Origin of the sequence: Sphingorhabdus sp. 109 (assembly GCF_902506555.1) — a bacterium.
Classification (GTDB): Bacteria; Pseudomonadota; Alphaproteobacteria; order Sphingomonadales; family Sphingomonadaceae; genus Parasphingorhabdus.
The window spans coordinates 464,338-481,677 of sequence record NZ_LR732707.1 but is presented as its reverse complement, the minus strand read 5'-3'; the positions used below and the strand labels follow the sequence as shown (position 1 = coordinate 481,677).

Here is a 17,340-nt window from a genome sequence, read left to right as displayed (position 1 = left end):
TCCCTCGGCTGAATGGACTATTCATCTTCTTCCAGAACTTTCACGGCCGCCTTTGCCCGTGCTTCTTGCGCGCGCAGCAAGGCAGGCAGGTTCTGGCCGACCAGTATCTCCGGCTCATAATAGGATTTTGCGCTGCTCATCAATTGCATGAACGGTGCCTGGATACGAACGTTGAACTCGAGCGGAATCCGCGCAAGCTGTTTGGTGATGAAATTGCGGCTGGCATCCTCGCCCTGCTGCAGTCCGGCAAATTTCACCTCGGTAATGATTTCCCCGGCAATATCACCGTCCATTCCGATGGTCAGGTTGCGATATCGGATCGACTTCAACGCGTTGAAGGCAAAATTGGCCATGGTGCCCATGTCTTCGTAGCTCAACTCTCCTACATAGGCGAGCGTACCGCCGCCTTCGCGCGCCACCAGATAGCCACCGACAACCCGGCCCCCATCCTGATCGAACACCATTGGCAGCTTGCCGTCAAAAACACCGGACGCGGTCATATTCTCAAAATCAAACTGGGTCAGGAACTGGGCGGCATCAACCCCCTCGACAGTGAATTGCAGCCGCCGCTCGGCCTCTTCGCTCAAATCCAGAATTGTCGGTTCGAGATAGAGCTTGCCGCCCGCGAACGGCCATTCGCCAGCTTCCACCTGCAATTTGAAATCGGGAAGCAACCGGTAGCGGATCTGGCCATTGAACACCGCTACGCCGGGGTTGACTTCGGACAGGGTCACAACCTGCCCCGGTCTGGTTTCCAGCCCCAGCAGATCGGAAAATTCTATCTCTCCGGCAAGGCCGGTCACCGGTCCGAAAGCGGCCGCCAGATTGAGGCCGTGCGAACGGAAGCTTCCCGTGCTCTTGATCCCGTTCTCAGAGGCATCCCAGTCGATCCGGCCAGTGCCCGATATTTCTCCCTGAACATTGGCGATAACGCCCAGAGTCAGCGGCGTCAGCTGTTCGGGCTGCAACCGGTCGTTGAAGATTAGCGACTGGACGTCGATCAACGCCCTGCCCTCGCTGTCATCCAGACCATGGGCAATATCAATGGTCGCCACGGACGCCAGGCTTTCCGGTTCGCGGAGCAGACCGGTTGCGGTAAGATCATTGCCGTCAAAACCGAGTTTCACATCGTTGCTGATCAGGGGCCGGAAACGTTCCACCGGCTGCTCGTCACGGACGAGCAGGCTGGCATCGGCCAGAAATGCGCCATTCTCATAGCGCCAGTCGCCCTCTATTTTTTCCATCAGCAAGGGCACATTGGCGACCTTGCCAGAGGCCCCTTCTATCCGTCCGTTGATCGCACTGCCGAAGGCGGCGTTCAGCACTGCCATGTCGAGCCGGGTCATGCTTTCCGCCGTGCCCAGGCGGACGCCGACATTTCGCGCTGTCAGACCATTTGCAAGGGAAAAGCCGAGCGCACCGCTCGTAATGGCAAGCGGCGTGCTGCCGACCGCACCGTCCAGTTTGAGCGACGGGGCACTGGCCGCAATATTCACGCCCGTTCCGTTGCCGGTGACGATGGCGCTGCCCTGCGGACACAGGCGTGCGCTGGTTGGACCGGCGGTCAGCGCTGCCGTGCGCAGGCTGGCAAACTGCAAGTCGACGCAGCGACGGAACAGAGCGAAATCGCCGTTACGACCGATATTGCCACTGACCGGTATCTGCAGTCCGGTCAGCTGGCCATCGCCGAGCGGCCCGGTCAGGATGATCCGCCCGTCTATACTGGTCCCACCCTGACGCGTCGGTGAAAAGGTCATGACCGGGATTTTCAGCTGGGCCGAACCGACTTGATAATTGGCCATTGCCAGCGCTCCGGAAAAGCCCCGTGACAGGCTGCCGTCGTCAAGTTGCAGTCTGGTGCTGGGAAAGCCGCCACCGGCCAGCCGGACCGGACCGTCGGCCAGCATCCGGATATTCTTGTCGGTAAAGACCAGCAGCAAGGGGTCGCTCAGGCTTATCGAAGCACCGGAGCGCGAGCGGGCTGCTGCGGCATCAAAAGATAAGGTTGTCCGCTCGGCGGTGCGGGAAAACTCTATATCACTCGACAGGTCAAAGCGGCTTCCGGCGCGCTGGACCGCATGCGATAACCGGCTGGCGATCGGACCGAGTGGCGTCCCGGCAAAAGAGGCGGAGAGGCTGGCGGTCTGGCGCAAATAGCGTTGTGATACTTGCACACCGCGGATCTCGGGCTGGCCGGAAAAACGCGCAGTCATCGGGGCACTGCCATAGCCCAGAGTGAACGGCCCTTTGATCTGCGAAATATTGGCTTTGCCATAAGGGGATTGCAGTCCGCTTGCGGTCAGATCGACCGCGCCGCTGCTCTGCTGCAAGTCGCCGGCCAGATCGAGAGTGGCCCTGATTTCCTGACTGCTGTAGCCGGCATAGCGAAGCGGCCCGCCGATCAGGCCTATATTACCCGTCCAGCTCGCCAGATCGGCACCAAGATCGATCGCAATCCGTGCGGCAAAATCCTCGGCGCCCAGATCAAGACTGTCGCAGGTGAAGGCGGGCAGTCGCAGCGGCCCTTCCAGACGGGGTTTTTTATCCCGGATCGCGATTTCGCCAAAAAACGTCGGTTTCTGCAAGGCGCAACCGCCGGCATTCAGCTGGCTGGCAATGGCAGCAATTTCGCCGCTGAAGCCGTTGTGCAATTCGCCCTGCCCGTTAAGCGCCAGGCCGATCGCCCCATATTCGCTGTCGATCCGCAATTTTGCATCGTCCAGGCCCATCCACATATCCGGCAGCGCCAGCGGACTGTCATCTTCCGGATCGGAGAATTTGTCGAGCTCGCCAAAGCTGAGCTTGCCTTCTTCCACGCGCCCGTAAAGCTTTACGCCGCTCGCACGGACCCAGTTGATCCCGACCCCGCCCAGCGACAGGCTGTTGCCGACCTCGACCAGCTCGGCCGTCAGATCCGGTCGTTCCGGATCCCCGATTACCAGATTGCGAATGACCTGCTTGCGGAGCCCTATGTCGTCAATCTCGTAGCTGGCCGCTACATCCATCTGGTCCAGCTGCGATTGGACGAAATTGTCGGCCAGCGTCGTACGGCTGATCCACAGGACAATCAGGCCGAGCAGAAGCAGAACAAGCAATATCCCGCCGAACAGTCGAAACCGGGACAGGCGACCGACGGGGTCATTGGCGATTTCTTCTTCCATCGCAGATGAAATGCAGAAGTCTGCCTTAAGTTGCAATGTACAAGTGTTGCCCAGCGCGGTTTTTCTGGCCCTGCAGAAAATTGGACATTTTCGGTCTTTTCTCCGCTTATCCGCGAAGTTCCCGATTTGTTCTGCTAACGAAGAACCCATGACTATTGGACATCCATCGCCGTCAGACGCACCTGGGAAGAGCAGCGGACATCGCTCGCGGCTGCGCCACCGCATCCTGACCGGTCAGGGCAGCGGGCTGCACGATCATGAACTGGTCGAATATCTGCTCGCGCTGGCCATCCCGCGCCGGGACACGAAACCACTGGCGAAGCAGTTGATCGGCGAGTTCGGCGGCTTTTCCCGTTTGCTGGTCACCGACGCCGATGCGCTACAGAAGTTGCCCGGCATGGGTGAAACCAGCGTGGCCGCGCTGAAAATCGTGCAGGTGGCGGCTTTGCGCCTGCTTTCCGAGCCGGTGCGGACCCGGCCGATCCTGTCGAGTTGGCAGGCCTTGCTCGACTATCTGCGCGCCGATATGGCGCATCTTGCCCATGAGCGGGTGCGGGTCCTGCACCTCGATAGCAAGAACCGGCTGATCCGGGACGAACTGGTCAGCGAGGGATCGATTGATCAGGCGGCCATCTATACAAGAGAAGTCATCAAGCGCGCGCTGGATCTGGGATCAGCCGCGATCATATTGGTGCATAATCATCCCAGCGGCGACAGTACCCCCAGCCGGCAGGATATTGCGATCACCCGCGACATTTGCGCCGCCGGGGCGACATTGGGCATTGCCGTTCATGACCATATCATCATCGGCCGGGACGGCCACACATCCTTCCGTTCGAAAGGACTGATTTGACGGCCGCTTAGATCACGCCCCCGTTGACGCGCACTATCTGGCCATTGATCCAGCCGCCGTCCGGCCCGACCAGCACGGAAACGGCGCGGGCAATGTCATCGACTTCACCCAGCCGACCAAGCGGAATCATCTGCTCGAGCCGCTCAATCATTGCCGGGGCCTTGCCTTCGAGAAACAGCTCGGTCGCGACTGGCCCCGGTGCCACGGAATTGACCGTAATCGACCGGGGTCCAAGCTCCTTCGCCAGAATATGCGTCAGAGCCTCCACTGCCGCCTTGGTCGCCGCATACACCCCATAAGCCGGCAGATATAATCCGACGACGCTGGTAGAAATATTTACAATACGACCACCATCTCGCAGCCGCTTCGCAGCCTCCCGGAGCCCGTTGAACGTGCCCTTGAGATTGACCGCCATCATTTCGTCGAAATCTGCGTCATCGACTTGCGCGACCGGCGCGAGCTTCATGATGCCGGCGTTGTTCACCAGCACATCGACACCGCCAAATTCCGCCTCGGCGGTATCGAAAAGATTTCTGACAGCCCGCGGATCGGCGACATCCGCCTGCGCAGAGATCGCGCGTCCCCCTGCGTTTACGATTTCGTCGACCAGTTCGGCCGCGGCTTTTTCGCTGCCGGCATAGTTTACGACAACTGCCATACCATCGCTTGCCAAACGGCGGGCTATGGAAGCGCCAATGCCGCGGGACGCGCCCGTGATGATTGCGACGCGTTCGGATGAAATGCTCATCATGCTGATCCTGTTAAAGTTAAGTTGGTCCGGGCCAGACTATCGATGACAGCGGGTCGCCGGTATCAGCCCTTGGACCGACACCGTCGCCGATAGATAGCGGGCCCCCTCGTCTATATAGGAAGGCCTTCAATAAAGGAACATTGGCATGCCCTCGACCTGGATCAGGTTGGGGCGATACAGATTTGCGTCATAGAGGCCCGACACATTGACGCCCTTGCTATCTTCCAGCAGCGTTCCGATCGGCACGACATCGTAATTGCCGTCGGTCAGGCAGACCATATTGGCCATCCGGTCCTGCTCGATCAGCTGCACCGCCAGCGCGCCAAAGGCAAAGCCGACCATCCGGTCCATCGCGTCCGGCTCCCCTGCCCGCATCAGATAGGCCAGTTCCTGCACGATCGTGCGCTCGTCGCTGCGCGCCTCGATTTCCCGCGCCAGCTGGGTGCCGATATTGAGGCCGGTGCGACTGGTGTTCGACTTGTTGATCTCGTCGGCAAATTCCGTCGCGCCGGACAGCCTGGCTCCTTCGGATACCAGACAGATCGCATAGGATTCCGGATTGGCCTCCTTGTCACCGAGCAACAGCGGCAGCAGCACATCCATGTCCGCCGGCACCTCGGCAATCACGGTCCGGTCGGCCTGCGAGAGGAAGCCGGACAACAGCGCCGTCTCGCCCGACCGGCGACCGAATAATTCTATGACCGCAATCCGCTCATGGCTCGCCGCCGTGGTGCGCAGCGAGTTGATTGCCTGCACCGAACGGGTGACAGCGGTCGAGAAACCGATGCAATAGTCGGTGCCATAGACATCATTGTCCATCGTCTTGGGCACCGAAATGACATTGCGACCGAGGCTCGACAGATAGGCCGAGAAACGCAGCGTCCCGTCTCCCCCCATGGTGATCAGGACATCGACCGCGAGAGCATCGAGAATATCGAGCACCTTTTGTGTCTGGTCGCCCTGGTCGGTCACCCGCGGATCACAGCGGGAACTGTGCAATATCGTGCCGCCCTGCCGGTCGATGCCGCGCACCCGCTCCTTGTCGAGCATCATCACGCTGTTTTCATTGGCCCAGGGATCGGCCGGGTCGATTTCCAGCACCCCTTCCCAGCCGCGCCGCAGACCGACCACGTCCCAGCCACGCTGCCAGGCCGAAGTCGCAATCGACTGGATACAGGGATTGAGCCCCGGGACATCACCGCCGCCGGTGAGTATAGCCAGACGCATTTTATTCTCCCTGTTTCCGCGGCTGCATTGCCGACTCAATTCGTAGGTGCTAGCGGGGCCGCAAATCAAGGCAATTCATTGCCGCAATCATCCTCTTTGCCCAAGGACCAAAAATGATTCCACGCTATTCCCGCCCCGAAATGGTTACCCTCTGGGAACCCGAATCGAAATTCCAGATCTGGTTCGAGATTGAAGCGCACGCAACCGACGCGCTCGCCGAACTGGGCGTGGTGCCCAAGGAAGCGGCCGAAGCGATCTGGGCCAAGGGGAAGTTCGACGTTGCGCGGATCGACGAGATCGAACGCGAAGTGAAGCATGATGTCATCGCCTTCCTGACCAATGTTGCGGAAAATGTTGGCGAAGAAGCGCGCTTCATGCATCAGGGCATGACTTCCAGCGATGTTCTCGACACCTGTCTCGCGGTGCAGCTGGCGCGCGCCTCGGATATACTGCTCGCCGATATCGACGCATTGCTCGCCGCGATCAAGAAGCGCGCCTACGAGCATAAGTTCACCCCGACCATCGGCCGTAGCCACGGTATTCACGGTGAGCCGGTGACCTTCGGTCTGAAACTGGCGCAGGCTTATGCCGAATTCGAGCGCAACCGCGAACGGCTGGTTGCTGCGCGCAAGGAAATCGCCACCTGCGCCATTTCCGGCGCGGTCGGCACCTTTGCCAATATCGACCCCAAGGTCGAAGAACATGTGGCGGAGAAGCTGGGCCTCGAAGTCGAGCCCGTTTCCACCCAGGTCATTCCACGCGACCGCCACGCCCAATATTTCGCGACACTGGGCGTGATCGCCTCTTCGGTTGAACGACTCGCTGTCGAAGTCCGCCATCTGCAGCGCACCGAAGTGCTCGAAGCCGAAGAATATTTCTCGCCGGGCCAGAAGGGTTCAAGCGCGATGCCGCACAAGCGCAACCCGATCCTGACCGAAAACCTGACCGGTCTCGCCCGTATGGTCCGCAGCTACGCCCTGCCAGCGATGGAAAATGTCGCGCTCTGGCACGAGCGCGATATTTCGCACAGCTCGGTCGAACGGATGATCGGCCCCGACGCGACGATCACGCTGGACTTTGCCCTCGGACGGCTGACCGGTGTTATTGAAAAGCTGCTGATCTATCCCGAGCGGATGCAGAAAAATCTCGATCGCATGGGCGGCCTGGTCCATTCGCAGCGCGTGTTGCTCGCCCTCACCCAGGCGGGCATCAGCCGCGAGGACAGCTATCGGATTGTCCAGCGCAACGCGATGAAAGTCTGGGAATCGGACGGCGAAATCGCGCTGCTCGATCTGCTCAAGGCCGATCCGGACGTTACCGCCAAACTGTCGGACGCTGAACTGGAGGAACGGTTCAACCTCGATTATCATTTCAAGCATGTTGATACGATTTTTGCCCGGGTTTTCGGAGAATAGGGTCTTTTCCGCGACGGTTGCATAGCATCTGGCCACTGGCCTTTTTTAGGACTAGGATAGGCTCGAACACGGCATAAAGGGTGCGGCATGCAATTCATCAAAATCCTCTTCTGGGTCCTCCTGCTGGTGGCGACGTTCATCTTCTGGTGGACCAACGAGGCGCGCGCTTCGCTGGATCTGGGTGCGGCGGTTGTCGAAGCTCGGGTTTCGACTTTTGTCGTCGGCGCTTTCCTGCTCGGTTTTCTGCCGACATGGCTGCTGCTGAGAGGTTCCAAATGGCGGCTCTCCCGCCGGATCAAGACGCTGGAAGAAGCCGCAAGACCCACCACCGCTCAAGCATCCGCTGTCAGCCGGACACCAGCCCCTGCTCCAACCCCAGCCACCACCGCGGCCCCGACGCCAACACCCGCTGCCGAACCCGCTCCGGCAATCTCATCCATTGATAACAAGAAAGCGCCCGGCGCATGACCAACCCGATTTTCGTCGCAATCGACACACCCGACCTCGACCGGGCCATCGCGATTGCCCAGTCGGTCAAGGGCCATGTCGGCGGCCTGAAACTCGGTCTCGAATTTTTCTGCGCCCACGGCCACCATGGTGTGCACGAAATCCAGAAGCTCGACCTGCCGATCTTTCTCGATCTCAAGCTGCACGACATTCCCAATACCGTCGCCAAGGCGATGCAGGCAATCAATGTACTCGAACCGGCAATCGTGACCATTCACGCCTCCGGCGGACGCGCCATGATGGAGGACGCCAAGGCGGCGGCGAACGAGCATACCAAGGTGGTCGGCGTCACGTTGCTGACCTCGCTGGACGGGAATGATATGACGCAGATCGGCTATACCGGCACCCCGCATGACCAGGTTGAGCGGCTGGCGGGACTGGCCCGCGAAGCGGGCCTCGATGGCATTGTCTGCTCCGGCAACGAAGTCGAGGCCGCACACAGGATCTGGAAAGACGGCTTTTTCGTCGTTCCCGGCCTGCGTCCCAAGGGCGGCGCGATGGGCGACCAGAAACGCGCGGTGACGCCGAGGCAGGCGCGCGACAATGGCGCGAGCGTGCTGGTCATTGGCCGGCCGATCACCGGAGCGGAAGACCCCAATGCGGCGGCGCGGGCGATCGAGGCGACGCTTTAATATTTCATCGTCATCAATATTCATCGTCATCCTGAACTGGTTTCAGGACCCCCACCGGCAATGCATAATCTCAAGAGATCCTGAAACAAGTTCAGGATGACGAACATATTTTTTTGCCTCGCTAATGACGAATATATTTTGCCTCGCTAATGACCCCTCCCATGAAAACCCAAATCAAGATCTGCGGCCTCTCCTCCGAAGCCGCCATTGACGCCGCCGTCGAAGCGGGTGCCGACTATATCGGCTTCGTCCATTTCGAGAAAAGCCCGCGCCATGTGTCGCTCGAACGGGCCGCCGCATTGCGCAACTATGCGGCACAGCGAGTCAAAACGGTGCTGCTGCTCGTCAACGCCGAACCCAAGGCCACCGGTATGGCAATCAGCGTGGTCAAACCGGATGTGATCCAGTTCCACGGCAGCGAAACGCCAGAATGGCTGAAGCTGGTGGCCGACAACAGCGGTCTCGAAATCTGGAAGGCGCTGGGCGTGAAGGACAAGCCGACGCTGGCGAAATCCAGCCGCTATGTCGGCGCTGCCGACCGGCTTTTGTTCGACGCACCGGCCAAGGCGCTGCCCGGCGGCACCGGCACCTCGTTCGACTGGTCCCTGCTCGCCGATCACAAGCACAAGATAGACTGGGGCCTCGCCGGCGGCCTTGATCCCCACAATGTGGCCGAGGCGCTGCAGGCCACCCGTGCCCCGCTGGTCGACGTATCCTCCGGCGTCGAATCCGCGCCCGGCGTCAAACAGGTGGACAGAATCGCCGCCTTTTGCCAAGCGGTGCGGGACTATGACGAAGCCGGATAGCATCCGTTCGTGTCGAGCGCAGTCGAGACACAGACCACCCGCAGATGCATCTCGACTTCGCTCGATGCGAACGGAAATATCGAACCCATGAACGACACACCCCCCAACAGCTTCCGCAACATGCCGGATGACCGCGGCCATTTCGGCGAATTTGGCGGACGCTATGTCGCCGAAACACTGATGCCGCTGATCCTCGATCTGGAAAAACAGTATCGCGCGGCGCAGGCCGACCCGGCGTTCGAGGAAGAGTTCAACGACCTGCTGCAAAATTATGTCGGTCGCCCCTCGCCGCTCTATTATGCCGAAAGCCTGACCGAGGAAGTCCGCAAGGATGCGCCCGAGGGCAAAGGCGCGCAAATCTGGTTCAAGCGCGACGAACTCAACCACACCGGCGCGCACAAGATCAACAATTGCGTCGGCCAGATTTTGCTCGCCATGCGTATGGGCAAGACGCGGATCATCGCCGAAACCGGCGCCGGCCAGCATGGCGTGGCGACGGCAACCGTCTGCGCCCGCTTCGGCCTGCCCTGCACCATTTTCATGGGCGCGACCGATGTTGCGCGGCAGAAACCCAATCTGTTCCGGATGAAATTGCTCGGCGCGGAAGTGGTCCCTGTGACCAGCGGCGCGGCGACGCTGAAAGACGCGATGAACGAGGCGCTACGCGACTGGGTCGCCAATGTCCACGACACATTCTACATCATCGGCACCGCCGCCGGCCCCCATCCCTATCCCGAACTGGTCCGCGATTTCCAGAGCGTGATCGGCAAAGAAGCCCGCGCCCAAATGCTCGACCGCACCGGACGCCTGCCCGATATGCTGGTCGCGGCAATCGGCGGCGGCTCCAACGCCATCGGCCTGTTCCACCCGTTTCTCGATGATCCGGACGTCAAGATGCTCGGCATCGAGGCGGCGGGCCATGGCCTCGACAAAGAACATGCCGCAAGCCTCGCGGGCGGCGGTCCGGGCATCCTCCACGGCAACAAGACCTATCTGTTGCAGGACGAGGACGGCCAGATCACCGAGGCCCATTCGATCAGTGCCGGCCTCGACTATCCCGGCATTGGTCCCGAGCATAGCTGGCTGAAGGAATCCGGCCGCGTCGACTATGACAGCGCCACCGACACCGAAGCCCTCGACGCCTTCCAGCTGCTCTGCCGCACCGAAGGCATCATTCCCGCGCTCGAACCGAGCCATGCGATTGCAGCGGTGGTGCGCGAAGCGGTGAAGATGGATCGGGACCAGATCATATTGGCGAACCTTTGCGGACGTGGCGACAAGGATATTTTTACCGTCGCCGAGGCGCTGGGGACCGAGATTTGAAAAGACTAGTGAAATGGATTCATTTCCATCGGATAACGGATCAGGGGGACATTAAAGTTCGCTGGACGGGTGTTGGAGTTTTTCTACTCGGCTTTACTTCAATCCATCTCTTGGTAAGAGCTGCTGCCCACTGGGCTCAAGATTATGACGATCTCCTAGATTTTGGAGATTATGTTTCAGCAACCGCACTTTCTATAGCGCTTGCTTTATACGGAATTTGGAACGTCGTTAGGGATAATCATGACTGATCGCCTCTCCTCATCCTTCCCCGCCGACCGCGCGGCCCTGGTCACCTTTGTCACCGCTGGCGATCCGACCCCTGCCGATACCGGTGCCATTCTCGATGCGCTGGTCGAAGGTGGCGCAGATATCATCGAACTCGGCATGCCGTTCACCGATCCGATGGCCGATGGTCCCTCGATCCAGGAAGCGGATATCCGTAGCCTTGCAGCGGGCACCACGACCGCAAACATCTTCAACATGGCGAGGGAATTTCGTCAGCGTCACCCGGACACGCCGCTGGTGCTGATGGGCTATGCCAATCCGATGACCATCCGGGGCTCCGAGTGGTTCGCCAATGCCTGCGTCGATGCCGGTGTCGATGCGGTGATCTGCGTTGATATTCCGGTCGAGGAAGACGAAAGCCTTGGGGACGCGCTGCGCGCCAAGGATGTTGCGGTGATCCGCCTTGCCACCCCGACCACCGATGCGGAGCGCCTGCCACAGATATTGAGCAATGCCAGCGGCTTTCTGTACTATGTATCCGTCGCCGGAATCACCGGCCAGCAACAGGCGGCCCAGGCCAGCATCGAGGAAGCGGTCGCCCGGCTGAAAGCGGGCACCGATCTGCCGGTCGCCGTCGGCTTTGGCGTGCGTACGCCCGAACAGGCCGCCGATATCGCCCGCGTCGCGGATGGCGTCGTCGTCGGCTCGGCGATTGTCGAGATTGTCGGCGAATATGGCAAGGATGCCGCGCCCCATGTCAGGGACTATGTAAAGTCGCTTTCCGATGCTATCAGAGTGGCTAGACACGGGTGAATTTGAAAAACCGTTCGCATCGAGCGAAGTCGAGATGCCTGCGTACAAAAAGTCTCTCGACTACGCTCGAGACGAACGGAACAGAAGATAAGGGTAAATCATGTCCTGGCTAAGCAATGTCCGCAAAAAGATCGCGTCGATCACCAAGAAGGAAACGCCCGACAATCTCTGGCACAAGTGCAAGAAATGCGAAGCGATGGTGTTTCTCAAGGAATATCAGGACAATATGTATATCTGCCCGAAATGCGACCATCACGGCCGTATCGGGCCGATGGTCCGCTTCGCCCAGATCATGGATGAGGATAGCTGGAAGCTGATTCCCTGGGCGAAGGTCCAGGAAGACCCGCTGAAATTCAAGGACCAGAAGAAATATACCGACCGGCTGAAAGAGGCCCGCGCCAAGACCGGCGAACAGGATGCACTGATCAATGTCAAGGGAACGATCGAGTCGATCCCCTGCGTCGTCGGTGTTCAGGATTTCTCGTTCATGGGAGGCTCGATGGGGCTGGCTGTGGGTCAGGCCTTTGTCGACGGCGCCAAGCGGGCGCTGAAGGACCAGTGCCCCTATATCATCTTCACCGCTGCTGGCGGCGCGCGGATGCAGGAAGGCATTTTGTCGCTGATGCAGATGCCCAAGACAACGGTGGCAATCTCGATGCTGCGCGAGGCGGGTATCCCGTTCATCGTCGTGCTGACCGATCCGACCACCGGCGGCGTCACCGCCAGCTATGCGATGCTTGGCGATGTCCATATCTCCGAACCCGGCGCGATGATCGGCTTTGCCGGTCAGCGGGTGATCGAAAATACTATCCGCGAGAAACTGCCCGAGGGGTTCCAGACCGCGGAATATCTGCTCGAGCACGGCATGGTCGACATGGTGGTACACCGCAAGGAACTGCGCGAGAAGCTGGCCCATGTTATGGGCTATCTGATGGCATGGAAAGACGCGGCCTAACTCCCCCTTCCTGCTCGCGGGAGGGGTTAGGGGTGGGAGCATCCTCCATGACCATGGCAGCTTATCCAAATATTCGGGCCCACCCCCGGCCCCTCCCGCGAGCGGGAGGGGAGTAGATGGCAGACGGCGCCCGTTCCGATTCCCCCGCGGTCCAGAAACAGCTCGACCGGCTGGAAATGCTGTCCCCCGGTCGCGATATATTGGGGCTGGAACGGATCAGCGAAGTCCTGAACCGTCTCGGCAATCCCCATGAAAAACTGCCGCCCGTCTTCCACGTCGCTGGCACCAATGGCAAGGGATCGACCTGCGCTTTCCTGCGCGCGGCCATCGAGGCGGAAGGGCTGAAGGCCCATGTCTATACCAGCCCGCATCTGGTCCGCTTCAACGAACGGATCCGGCTGGCGGGCAAGCTGATCGAGGATGACACCCTCGCCACCCTGCTCGACCGGGTGCTCGACAGCAGCGAGGATATCAACCCGAGCTTCTTCGAGGCGACCACCGCCGCCGCCTTTCTCGCCTTTGCCGAGACACCCGCCGATGCCTGCATCCTGGAAGTCGGTCTCGGCGGCCGGCTCGACGCCACCAATGTCATCACCGACCCAGTTGCCACCGGCATAGCGGCGCTCGGCATCGATCATGAAGGTTTTCTGCTCAGTCCCGAAGAGGACACGCCGGACGATCCGATGACCCGCATCGCATGGGAAAAGGCGGGCATTGCGAAGAAGAACGCGCCTTTGCTCACGCAGAAATATGCTGCGGAAATGCTGCACGCCATCGCCGATCATGCTGCAGATGTGGGGGCGCAGCATTTTCCCCGCGGCGAGGAATGGGATGCGGCGATTTACGAAGGCCAGCTCCATTACAAAGACGCCGCCGGAAAACTCAACCTGCCCCTGCCCGCGCTGGTCGGCGCCCATCAGGCGGACAATGCCGCGCTCGCCATCGCGATGCTGCGCCATCAGGACAAGCTCTCCATTTCCGACGCCGCGCTCAAGGCGGCCATGGGCTGGGCGCAATGGCCGGGACGGATGCATTTCCTGATCGCCGGACCCATTACCCATTTGCTGCCAAGCGACGCCGAGGTCTGGGTCGACGGCGGCCATAATGTCAGCGCCGGCCTGGCCCTCGCCAAATATTTTGCCGACTATGAAGCGGGATCAATCGATCTGGTCATCGGCATGCTGTCCAACAAGGACCCGGACGCGATCATCGCGCCGCTGCACGAAAAACTGGCCAGCGTGACGGTGATCCCCGTCCCCGGTCATGAATCGCACGCGCTGGACGACTATCCTGACGCGGCTGCGCCCATGACCGAAGCAGGCGATATCGCAGCCGCGCTGCAGTCCCTGTCCCTTGGCGCCGGAAAGACGGTGCTGATCGCCGGCTCGCTCTATCTGGCGGGCGAAGTGTTAAGAGCGAACCAGCAGGTCCCGGATTAATCGCCACCGAGTTTGTCGGTAAACGTGCCCCGGCGCAGGCCGGGGCCGAGAACGGTCACAATGCTGCTATCCCTGCAATATCCTGGCGGATACAGACCCGCCTCCGGCGTTGACCGCAGTGCCGCCCAATCAAGCTTGACGCCTAATCAGGACGGCGCGCTTGCTTCCGTATCCTCGGCATGTACCGATCCCGCCGTGCCCAGCGACCGGTCAACCAGACCATAGCGGATCATCAGCCAGAACATGATAACGCCGGGCAAGGCGGCCACGGTGGTCAGAAGATAGAAGTTCACATAGCCCATGCCCTCGATCAGCGAACCCGCCGTCGTTCCGGTCAGGAACCGACCCAAGATACTGGCCGCCGCCGAAAGCAGCGCAAATTGCGTCCCGGTAAACTGCAGATTGCACAGCGCCGAGAGATAGGCGACCACCGCGACGCCGCCGACACCGCTGGCGAAATTCTCGAAGCCAATCGCTCCGGCCATGCCCCAGTTGCTGTGACCAGCAGCGGCGAGCGCGGCAAAGGACAGATTGCTGATCGCCATCAGGATCAGGCTCAGCATCACCGCCTTTTTCATGCCCAGGCGCGAATAGACGATACCACCGATGAAAATACCGATCAGAAAGGCGAAAAAACCTAGGCTGACATCATAAAAGGCGATCTCGTCATTGGTGAAACCCAGATCTTCGAACAACAGCCGGAAGGTCAGATTGGCCAGAGTATCGCCGATCTTGTGAACCAGGACGAACAACAGGACGAGCAGCGCGCCGGACCGTTTGAAAAATTCAACCAGCGGACTGACGTAGGCTTTTGCTGCTTCCAGCGGGCCTTTCAGCGCCATCGGTTCCTGCCGGCGGCTCGGTTCGCGCATGATCAGGCCGACGATGACGGCGAACAGGGCGAAGAGCGAACAGACATAATAAGCAATCGACCAGTTGGTCCGCGCCGCGACCACCAGCGCCACCGCGCCGGCCGTGGCCGCGCCGATGCGCCATCCATATTGCGACATGCCGGAGCCGACACCCAGCTGTTCGGGCTCGAGCAATTCGATCCGATAGGCATCGATCACCACGTCAAATGTCGCGCCCGCTATGCCGACCATGATCGCGGCAACCGCGACAGCGGCGATGTCCCGAGACGGATCGAGCGATCCGAGATAGATGATCGACAGCATCGCCAAGACCGCAGTCACGATAAGCCAGGACAGTCTTTGTCCGACGCGACCGATAATCGGCAATTTGACGACATCGATGATCGGCGCCCACAGCCATTTGAAATTATAGGCGAGAAAGGTCAGCGCGAAGGCGGTGACGGTCGATTTCTCGATTCCCGCCTGGGCGAGACGCGTGGTCAAGGTCGCCGCGATCATGGTCAGCGGCAGGGCCGAGGACACTCCGAGGAACAAAGCCGCCAAAGGAGCCGCTTCACTATAGGGCCGGACTCCCGCCGGAAGATATCCGCGCCATCCCGATACTGCTGCCTGCTCACTCACGCCATAATCTCCCTCGAACTCGGGGAATCATTAGCGCCTATTCACCTGAATGCCAGCTTGATTTTGCTGCCGATCAGATATCGAGCAACTTGGCCGCGACAATCGGCCCCGCCCCCGGGCGCTGTACAACAATCGCATATTTGTCGGCGCCGTTGACGGCCAGATCAGCGGGCGTCAGGGCAAAGCGCGCCGGCTTGCCGCGCCAGCTGCCCAGCTTTCGCTCCGCCTTCACCACATTGACATAATGCATCGTCCGGCCACCATTTTCTCCATTACCGATCCGCACCGTTTCCGAGGAACTGAGCGCGATCAGCGATACGCCGGCCATATAGGCTGACTTGCCGCTGATCGTAACCGTCATCCGGCCCTCGCTGTCGGTGGCAGCGCTGATCCGCGGGCCGCTGCGGTCGGCGCGCCGGACCAGCGAGCGGATGTCATTTTCCCGCGAACCGATTGCGCCACCGCCGCCGTTAACAATCATCTGCGGCGTGTAGACGCCCGATCCTTCCTTGCCCTTTGAAGCATAGGCCCGCTGCAAGCGCGTATTGTCCTCGCGCGCCAGCGTGTCCTTCCAGCCGAGCCGGTCCCAATAGGTGACCGGTCGCGTGATCACCAGCAGGGAGCCGTCTTTGGCCAGCCGTCTGGCCAGCAAATCTGCGGGGGGACAGGACGAGCATCCCTGGCTGGTGAACAGCTCGATGACCACCGGATTGGATCCTGCGCGATCATCCGTCACCCGAACCGCGCTGGCTGCAGAGACGGGCAGCGATTGTGTGGCGGCCGCACCGGCGAAGGCCAGTGTCGCCAACAGCACAGCGATGACAATTTTCTGCATTTTTAGCTCCAGATGGGTGACAATATCTGTTCGCGCCCGTGACACCAGAGGTTACAGATTGCAGCGAGCGCATTTTTCCGCCATGGAACCGGCCCATGACCGAAGAGAAACCAGCCAAGATCTATCGCGCAAAACCGACCCGTGGCGCAAAGGCTCCGGCGGCGGCCAAAGCGCCTGCAAGCGATGTCCGCGAAGGGCAGCGCATTGCCAAGCTGCTTGCCCGCGCCGGTGTGGCGTCACGGCGCGAAATCGAGCGGATGATCGATGCGGGACGGATCGAGCTGAACGGTGAACCGGTTGAACATCCCTCGCTGTTGCTCAAGAATCTGACCGGCATCACCGTCGACGGCAAGCCGGTGGCGGAGCCTTCTCCGGCCAAGCTCTATCGCTTTCACAAGCCCAATGGCTATCTGACCGCGGAACGCGACTTTTCCGGCAAGAAGACGATTTATGACGTGCTTCCCGAAATGGAGCGGATCATGCCGATCGGCCGGCTCGACATGAACACCGAGGGCCTGTTGCTGATGACCACCGATGGCGAGTTCAAGCGGCAGATGGAATTGCCGAAAAACGGCATTGAACGGTCCTACCGTGCGCGGACCTTCGGCGACATTACCCAGAACCAGCTCGAAGAACTCTATCGCGGCATCACCATCGAGGGCATGCATTATGGCCCGATCACCGCCAATCTCGAACGGCGCACCGGCCGCAACCAGTGGATCGAAGTCACGCTGACCGAAGGCAAGAATCGCGAAGTCCGCCGGGTGCTGGAACATTTCGGTCTCGAGGTCTCCCGCCTGATCCGTACCCGCTATGGCCCCTTCGTCCTCGGCGATCTGCAAAAGGGCGAGATTGAAGCGGTGCGCCAGCACGACCTGGTCCAGTTCCGGAAGACGCTGAAATGA

Annotated in this window: 15 protein-coding genes; 10 read left to right on the top strand and 5 right to left on the bottom strand. The window is 60.4% G+C overall.

Annotated features, from left to right (window positions below; all coding sequences use genetic code 11):
* Positions 1-17: 17 nt before the first annotated feature.
* Positions 18-3,161 (bottom strand): intermembrane phospholipid transport protein YdbH family protein, encoded by a 3,144-nt coding sequence (locus BOSE62_RS02360; protein ID WP_159641186.1) that lies wholly within the window; start codon positions 3,159-3,161, stop codon positions 18-20.
* 148 nt (positions 3,162-3,309) lie between these two features.
* Between BOSE62_RS02360 and radC the strand changes: the two genes are divergently transcribed.
* Positions 3,310-4,014: a RadC family protein gene (radC, locus tag BOSE62_RS02355; RefSeq protein ID WP_159641183.1), complete on the top strand. Its 705-nt coding sequence runs from the start codon at positions 3,310-3,312 to the stop codon at positions 4,012-4,014.
* A 7-nt stretch (positions 4,015-4,021) separates the two neighbouring features.
* On the opposite strand, the gene BOSE62_RS02350 is transcribed toward radC, so the two are convergent.
* Both BOSE62_RS02350 and BOSE62_RS02345 read right to left on the bottom strand, forming a co-directional pair.
* Positions 4,022-4,765 carry an SDR family oxidoreductase gene (locus tag BOSE62_RS02350; RefSeq protein ID WP_236553790.1) on the bottom strand — a complete coding sequence of 248 codons (744 nt, stop codon included), beginning with the start codon at positions 4,763-4,765 and terminating at the stop codon, positions 4,022-4,024.
* Positions 4,766-4,891: 126 nt separating this feature from the next.
* A complete protein-coding gene (locus BOSE62_RS02345) occupies positions 4,892-5,992 on the bottom strand; it encodes a 6-phosphofructokinase (protein WP_159641180.1) in 1,101 nt (366 codons plus the stop codon).
* Positions 5,993-6,105: 113 nt separating this feature from the next.
* On the opposite strand from BOSE62_RS02345, the gene purB reads away from it, so the two are divergent.
* The 8 genes from purB to BOSE62_RS02305 all read left to right on the top strand — a co-directional run bounded on the left by purB (position 6,106) and on the right by BOSE62_RS02305 (position 14,107).
* Entirely contained in the window at positions 6,106-7,407 is a 1,302-nt protein-coding gene (gene purB, locus BOSE62_RS02340; RefSeq protein WP_159641178.1) for an adenylosuccinate lyase, read from the top strand.
* An 87-nt stretch (positions 7,408-7,494) separates the two neighbouring features.
* Entirely contained in the window at positions 7,495-7,875 is a 381-nt protein-coding gene (locus tag BOSE62_RS17495; protein WP_159641175.1) for a LapA family protein, read from the top strand.
* Entirely contained in the window at positions 7,872-8,546 is a 675-nt protein-coding gene (gene pyrF / locus BOSE62_RS02330; RefSeq protein ID WP_159641172.1) for an orotidine-5'-phosphate decarboxylase, read from the top strand. The genes BOSE62_RS17495 and pyrF overlap by 4 nt, the downstream gene beginning before the upstream one ends.
* 161 nt (positions 8,547-8,707) lie before the next feature.
* A complete protein-coding gene (locus tag BOSE62_RS02325; protein WP_159641169.1) occupies positions 8,708-9,352 on the top strand; it encodes a phosphoribosylanthranilate isomerase in 645 nt (214 codons plus the stop codon).
* A gap of 87 nt (positions 9,353-9,439) precedes the next feature.
* On the top strand, positions 9,440-10,675 hold the full coding sequence (gene trpB, locus BOSE62_RS02320; protein WP_159641167.1) for a tryptophan synthase subunit beta: 1,236 nt from the start codon (positions 9,440-9,442) through the stop codon (positions 10,673-10,675).
* 240 nt (positions 10,676-10,915) lie between these two features.
* Positions 10,916-11,713 (top strand): tryptophan synthase subunit alpha, encoded by a 798-nt coding sequence (gene trpA / locus BOSE62_RS02315; RefSeq protein WP_159641164.1) that lies wholly within the window; start codon positions 10,916-10,918, stop codon positions 11,711-11,713.
* A 100-nt stretch (positions 11,714-11,813) separates the two neighbouring features.
* Positions 11,814-12,668, top strand: coding sequence for an acetyl-CoA carboxylase, carboxyltransferase subunit beta (accD, locus tag BOSE62_RS02310; protein ID WP_159641161.1), 855 nt, complete (start codon positions 11,814-11,816; stop codon positions 12,666-12,668).
* A 116-nt stretch (positions 12,669-12,784) separates the two neighbouring features.
* On the top strand, positions 12,785-14,107 hold the full coding sequence (locus BOSE62_RS02305) for a bifunctional folylpolyglutamate synthase/dihydrofolate synthase (protein ID WP_159641158.1): 1,323 nt from the start codon (positions 12,785-12,787) through the stop codon (positions 14,105-14,107).
* Between the two features lie 146 nt (positions 14,108-14,253).
* On the opposite strand, the gene BOSE62_RS02300 is transcribed toward BOSE62_RS02305, so the two are convergent.
* Positions 14,254-15,600, bottom strand: a complete 1,347-nt coding sequence (locus tag BOSE62_RS02300) for an AmpG family muropeptide MFS transporter (RefSeq protein WP_159641155.1) — start codon at positions 15,598-15,600, stop codon at positions 14,254-14,256.
* A gap of 73 nt (positions 15,601-15,673) precedes the next feature.
* Entirely contained in the window at positions 15,674-16,435 is a 762-nt protein-coding gene (locus tag BOSE62_RS02295; protein ID WP_159641152.1) for a DUF1223 domain-containing protein, read from the bottom strand.
* A 95-nt stretch (positions 16,436-16,530) separates the two neighbouring features.
* Between BOSE62_RS02295 and BOSE62_RS02290 the strand changes: the two genes are divergently transcribed.
* Positions 16,531-17,340 carry a pseudouridine synthase gene (locus tag BOSE62_RS02290; RefSeq protein ID WP_159641149.1) on the top strand — a complete coding sequence of 270 codons (810 nt, stop codon included), beginning with the start codon at positions 16,531-16,533 and terminating at the stop codon, positions 17,338-17,340.

What these genes read in the sequence shown, in the direction of transcription:
- BOSE62_RS02360 (WP_159641186.1), bottom strand. Translation starts at nt 3,161, where the DNA reads ATGGAAGAAGAAATCGCCAATGACCCCGTCGGTCGCCTGTCCCGGTTT.
- BOSE62_RS02290 (WP_159641149.1), top strand. Translation starts at nt 16,531, where the DNA reads ATGACCGAAGAGAAACCAGCCAAGATCTATCGCGCAAAACCGACCCGT.
- pyrF (WP_159641172.1), top strand. Translation starts at nt 7,872, where the DNA reads ATGACCAACCCGATTTTCGTCGCAATCGACACACCCGACCTCGACCGG.
- BOSE62_RS17495 (WP_159641175.1), top strand. Translation starts at nt 7,495, where the DNA reads ATGCAATTCATCAAAATCCTCTTCTGGGTCCTCCTGCTGGTGGCGACG.
- BOSE62_RS02325 (WP_159641169.1), top strand. Translation starts at nt 8,708, where the DNA reads ATGAAAACCCAAATCAAGATCTGCGGCCTCTCCTCCGAAGCCGCCATT.
- BOSE62_RS02345 (WP_159641180.1), bottom strand. Translation starts at nt 5,992, where the DNA reads ATGCGTCTGGCTATACTCACCGGCGGCGGTGATGTCCCGGGGCTCAAT.
- trpB (WP_159641167.1), top strand. Translation starts at nt 9,440, where the DNA reads ATGAACGACACACCCCCCAACAGCTTCCGCAACATGCCGGATGACCGC.
- radC (WP_159641183.1), top strand. Translation starts at nt 3,310, where the DNA reads ATGACTATTGGACATCCATCGCCGTCAGACGCACCTGGGAAGAGCAGC.
- trpA (WP_159641164.1), top strand. Translation starts at nt 10,916, where the DNA reads ATGACTGATCGCCTCTCCTCATCCTTCCCCGCCGACCGCGCGGCCCTG.
- BOSE62_RS02350 (WP_236553790.1), bottom strand. Translation starts at nt 4,765, where the DNA reads ATGATGAGCATTTCATCCGAACGCGTCGCAATCATCACGGGCGCGTCC.
- purB (WP_159641178.1), top strand. Translation starts at nt 6,106, where the DNA reads ATGATTCCACGCTATTCCCGCCCCGAAATGGTTACCCTCTGGGAACCC.
- BOSE62_RS02305 (WP_159641158.1), top strand. Translation starts at nt 12,785, where the DNA reads ATGGCAGACGGCGCCCGTTCCGATTCCCCCGCGGTCCAGAAACAGCTC.
- BOSE62_RS02295 (WP_159641152.1), bottom strand. Translation starts at nt 16,435, where the DNA reads ATGCAGAAAATTGTCATCGCTGTGCTGTTGGCGACACTGGCCTTCGCC.
- accD (WP_159641161.1), top strand. Translation starts at nt 11,814, where the DNA reads ATGTCCTGGCTAAGCAATGTCCGCAAAAAGATCGCGTCGATCACCAAG.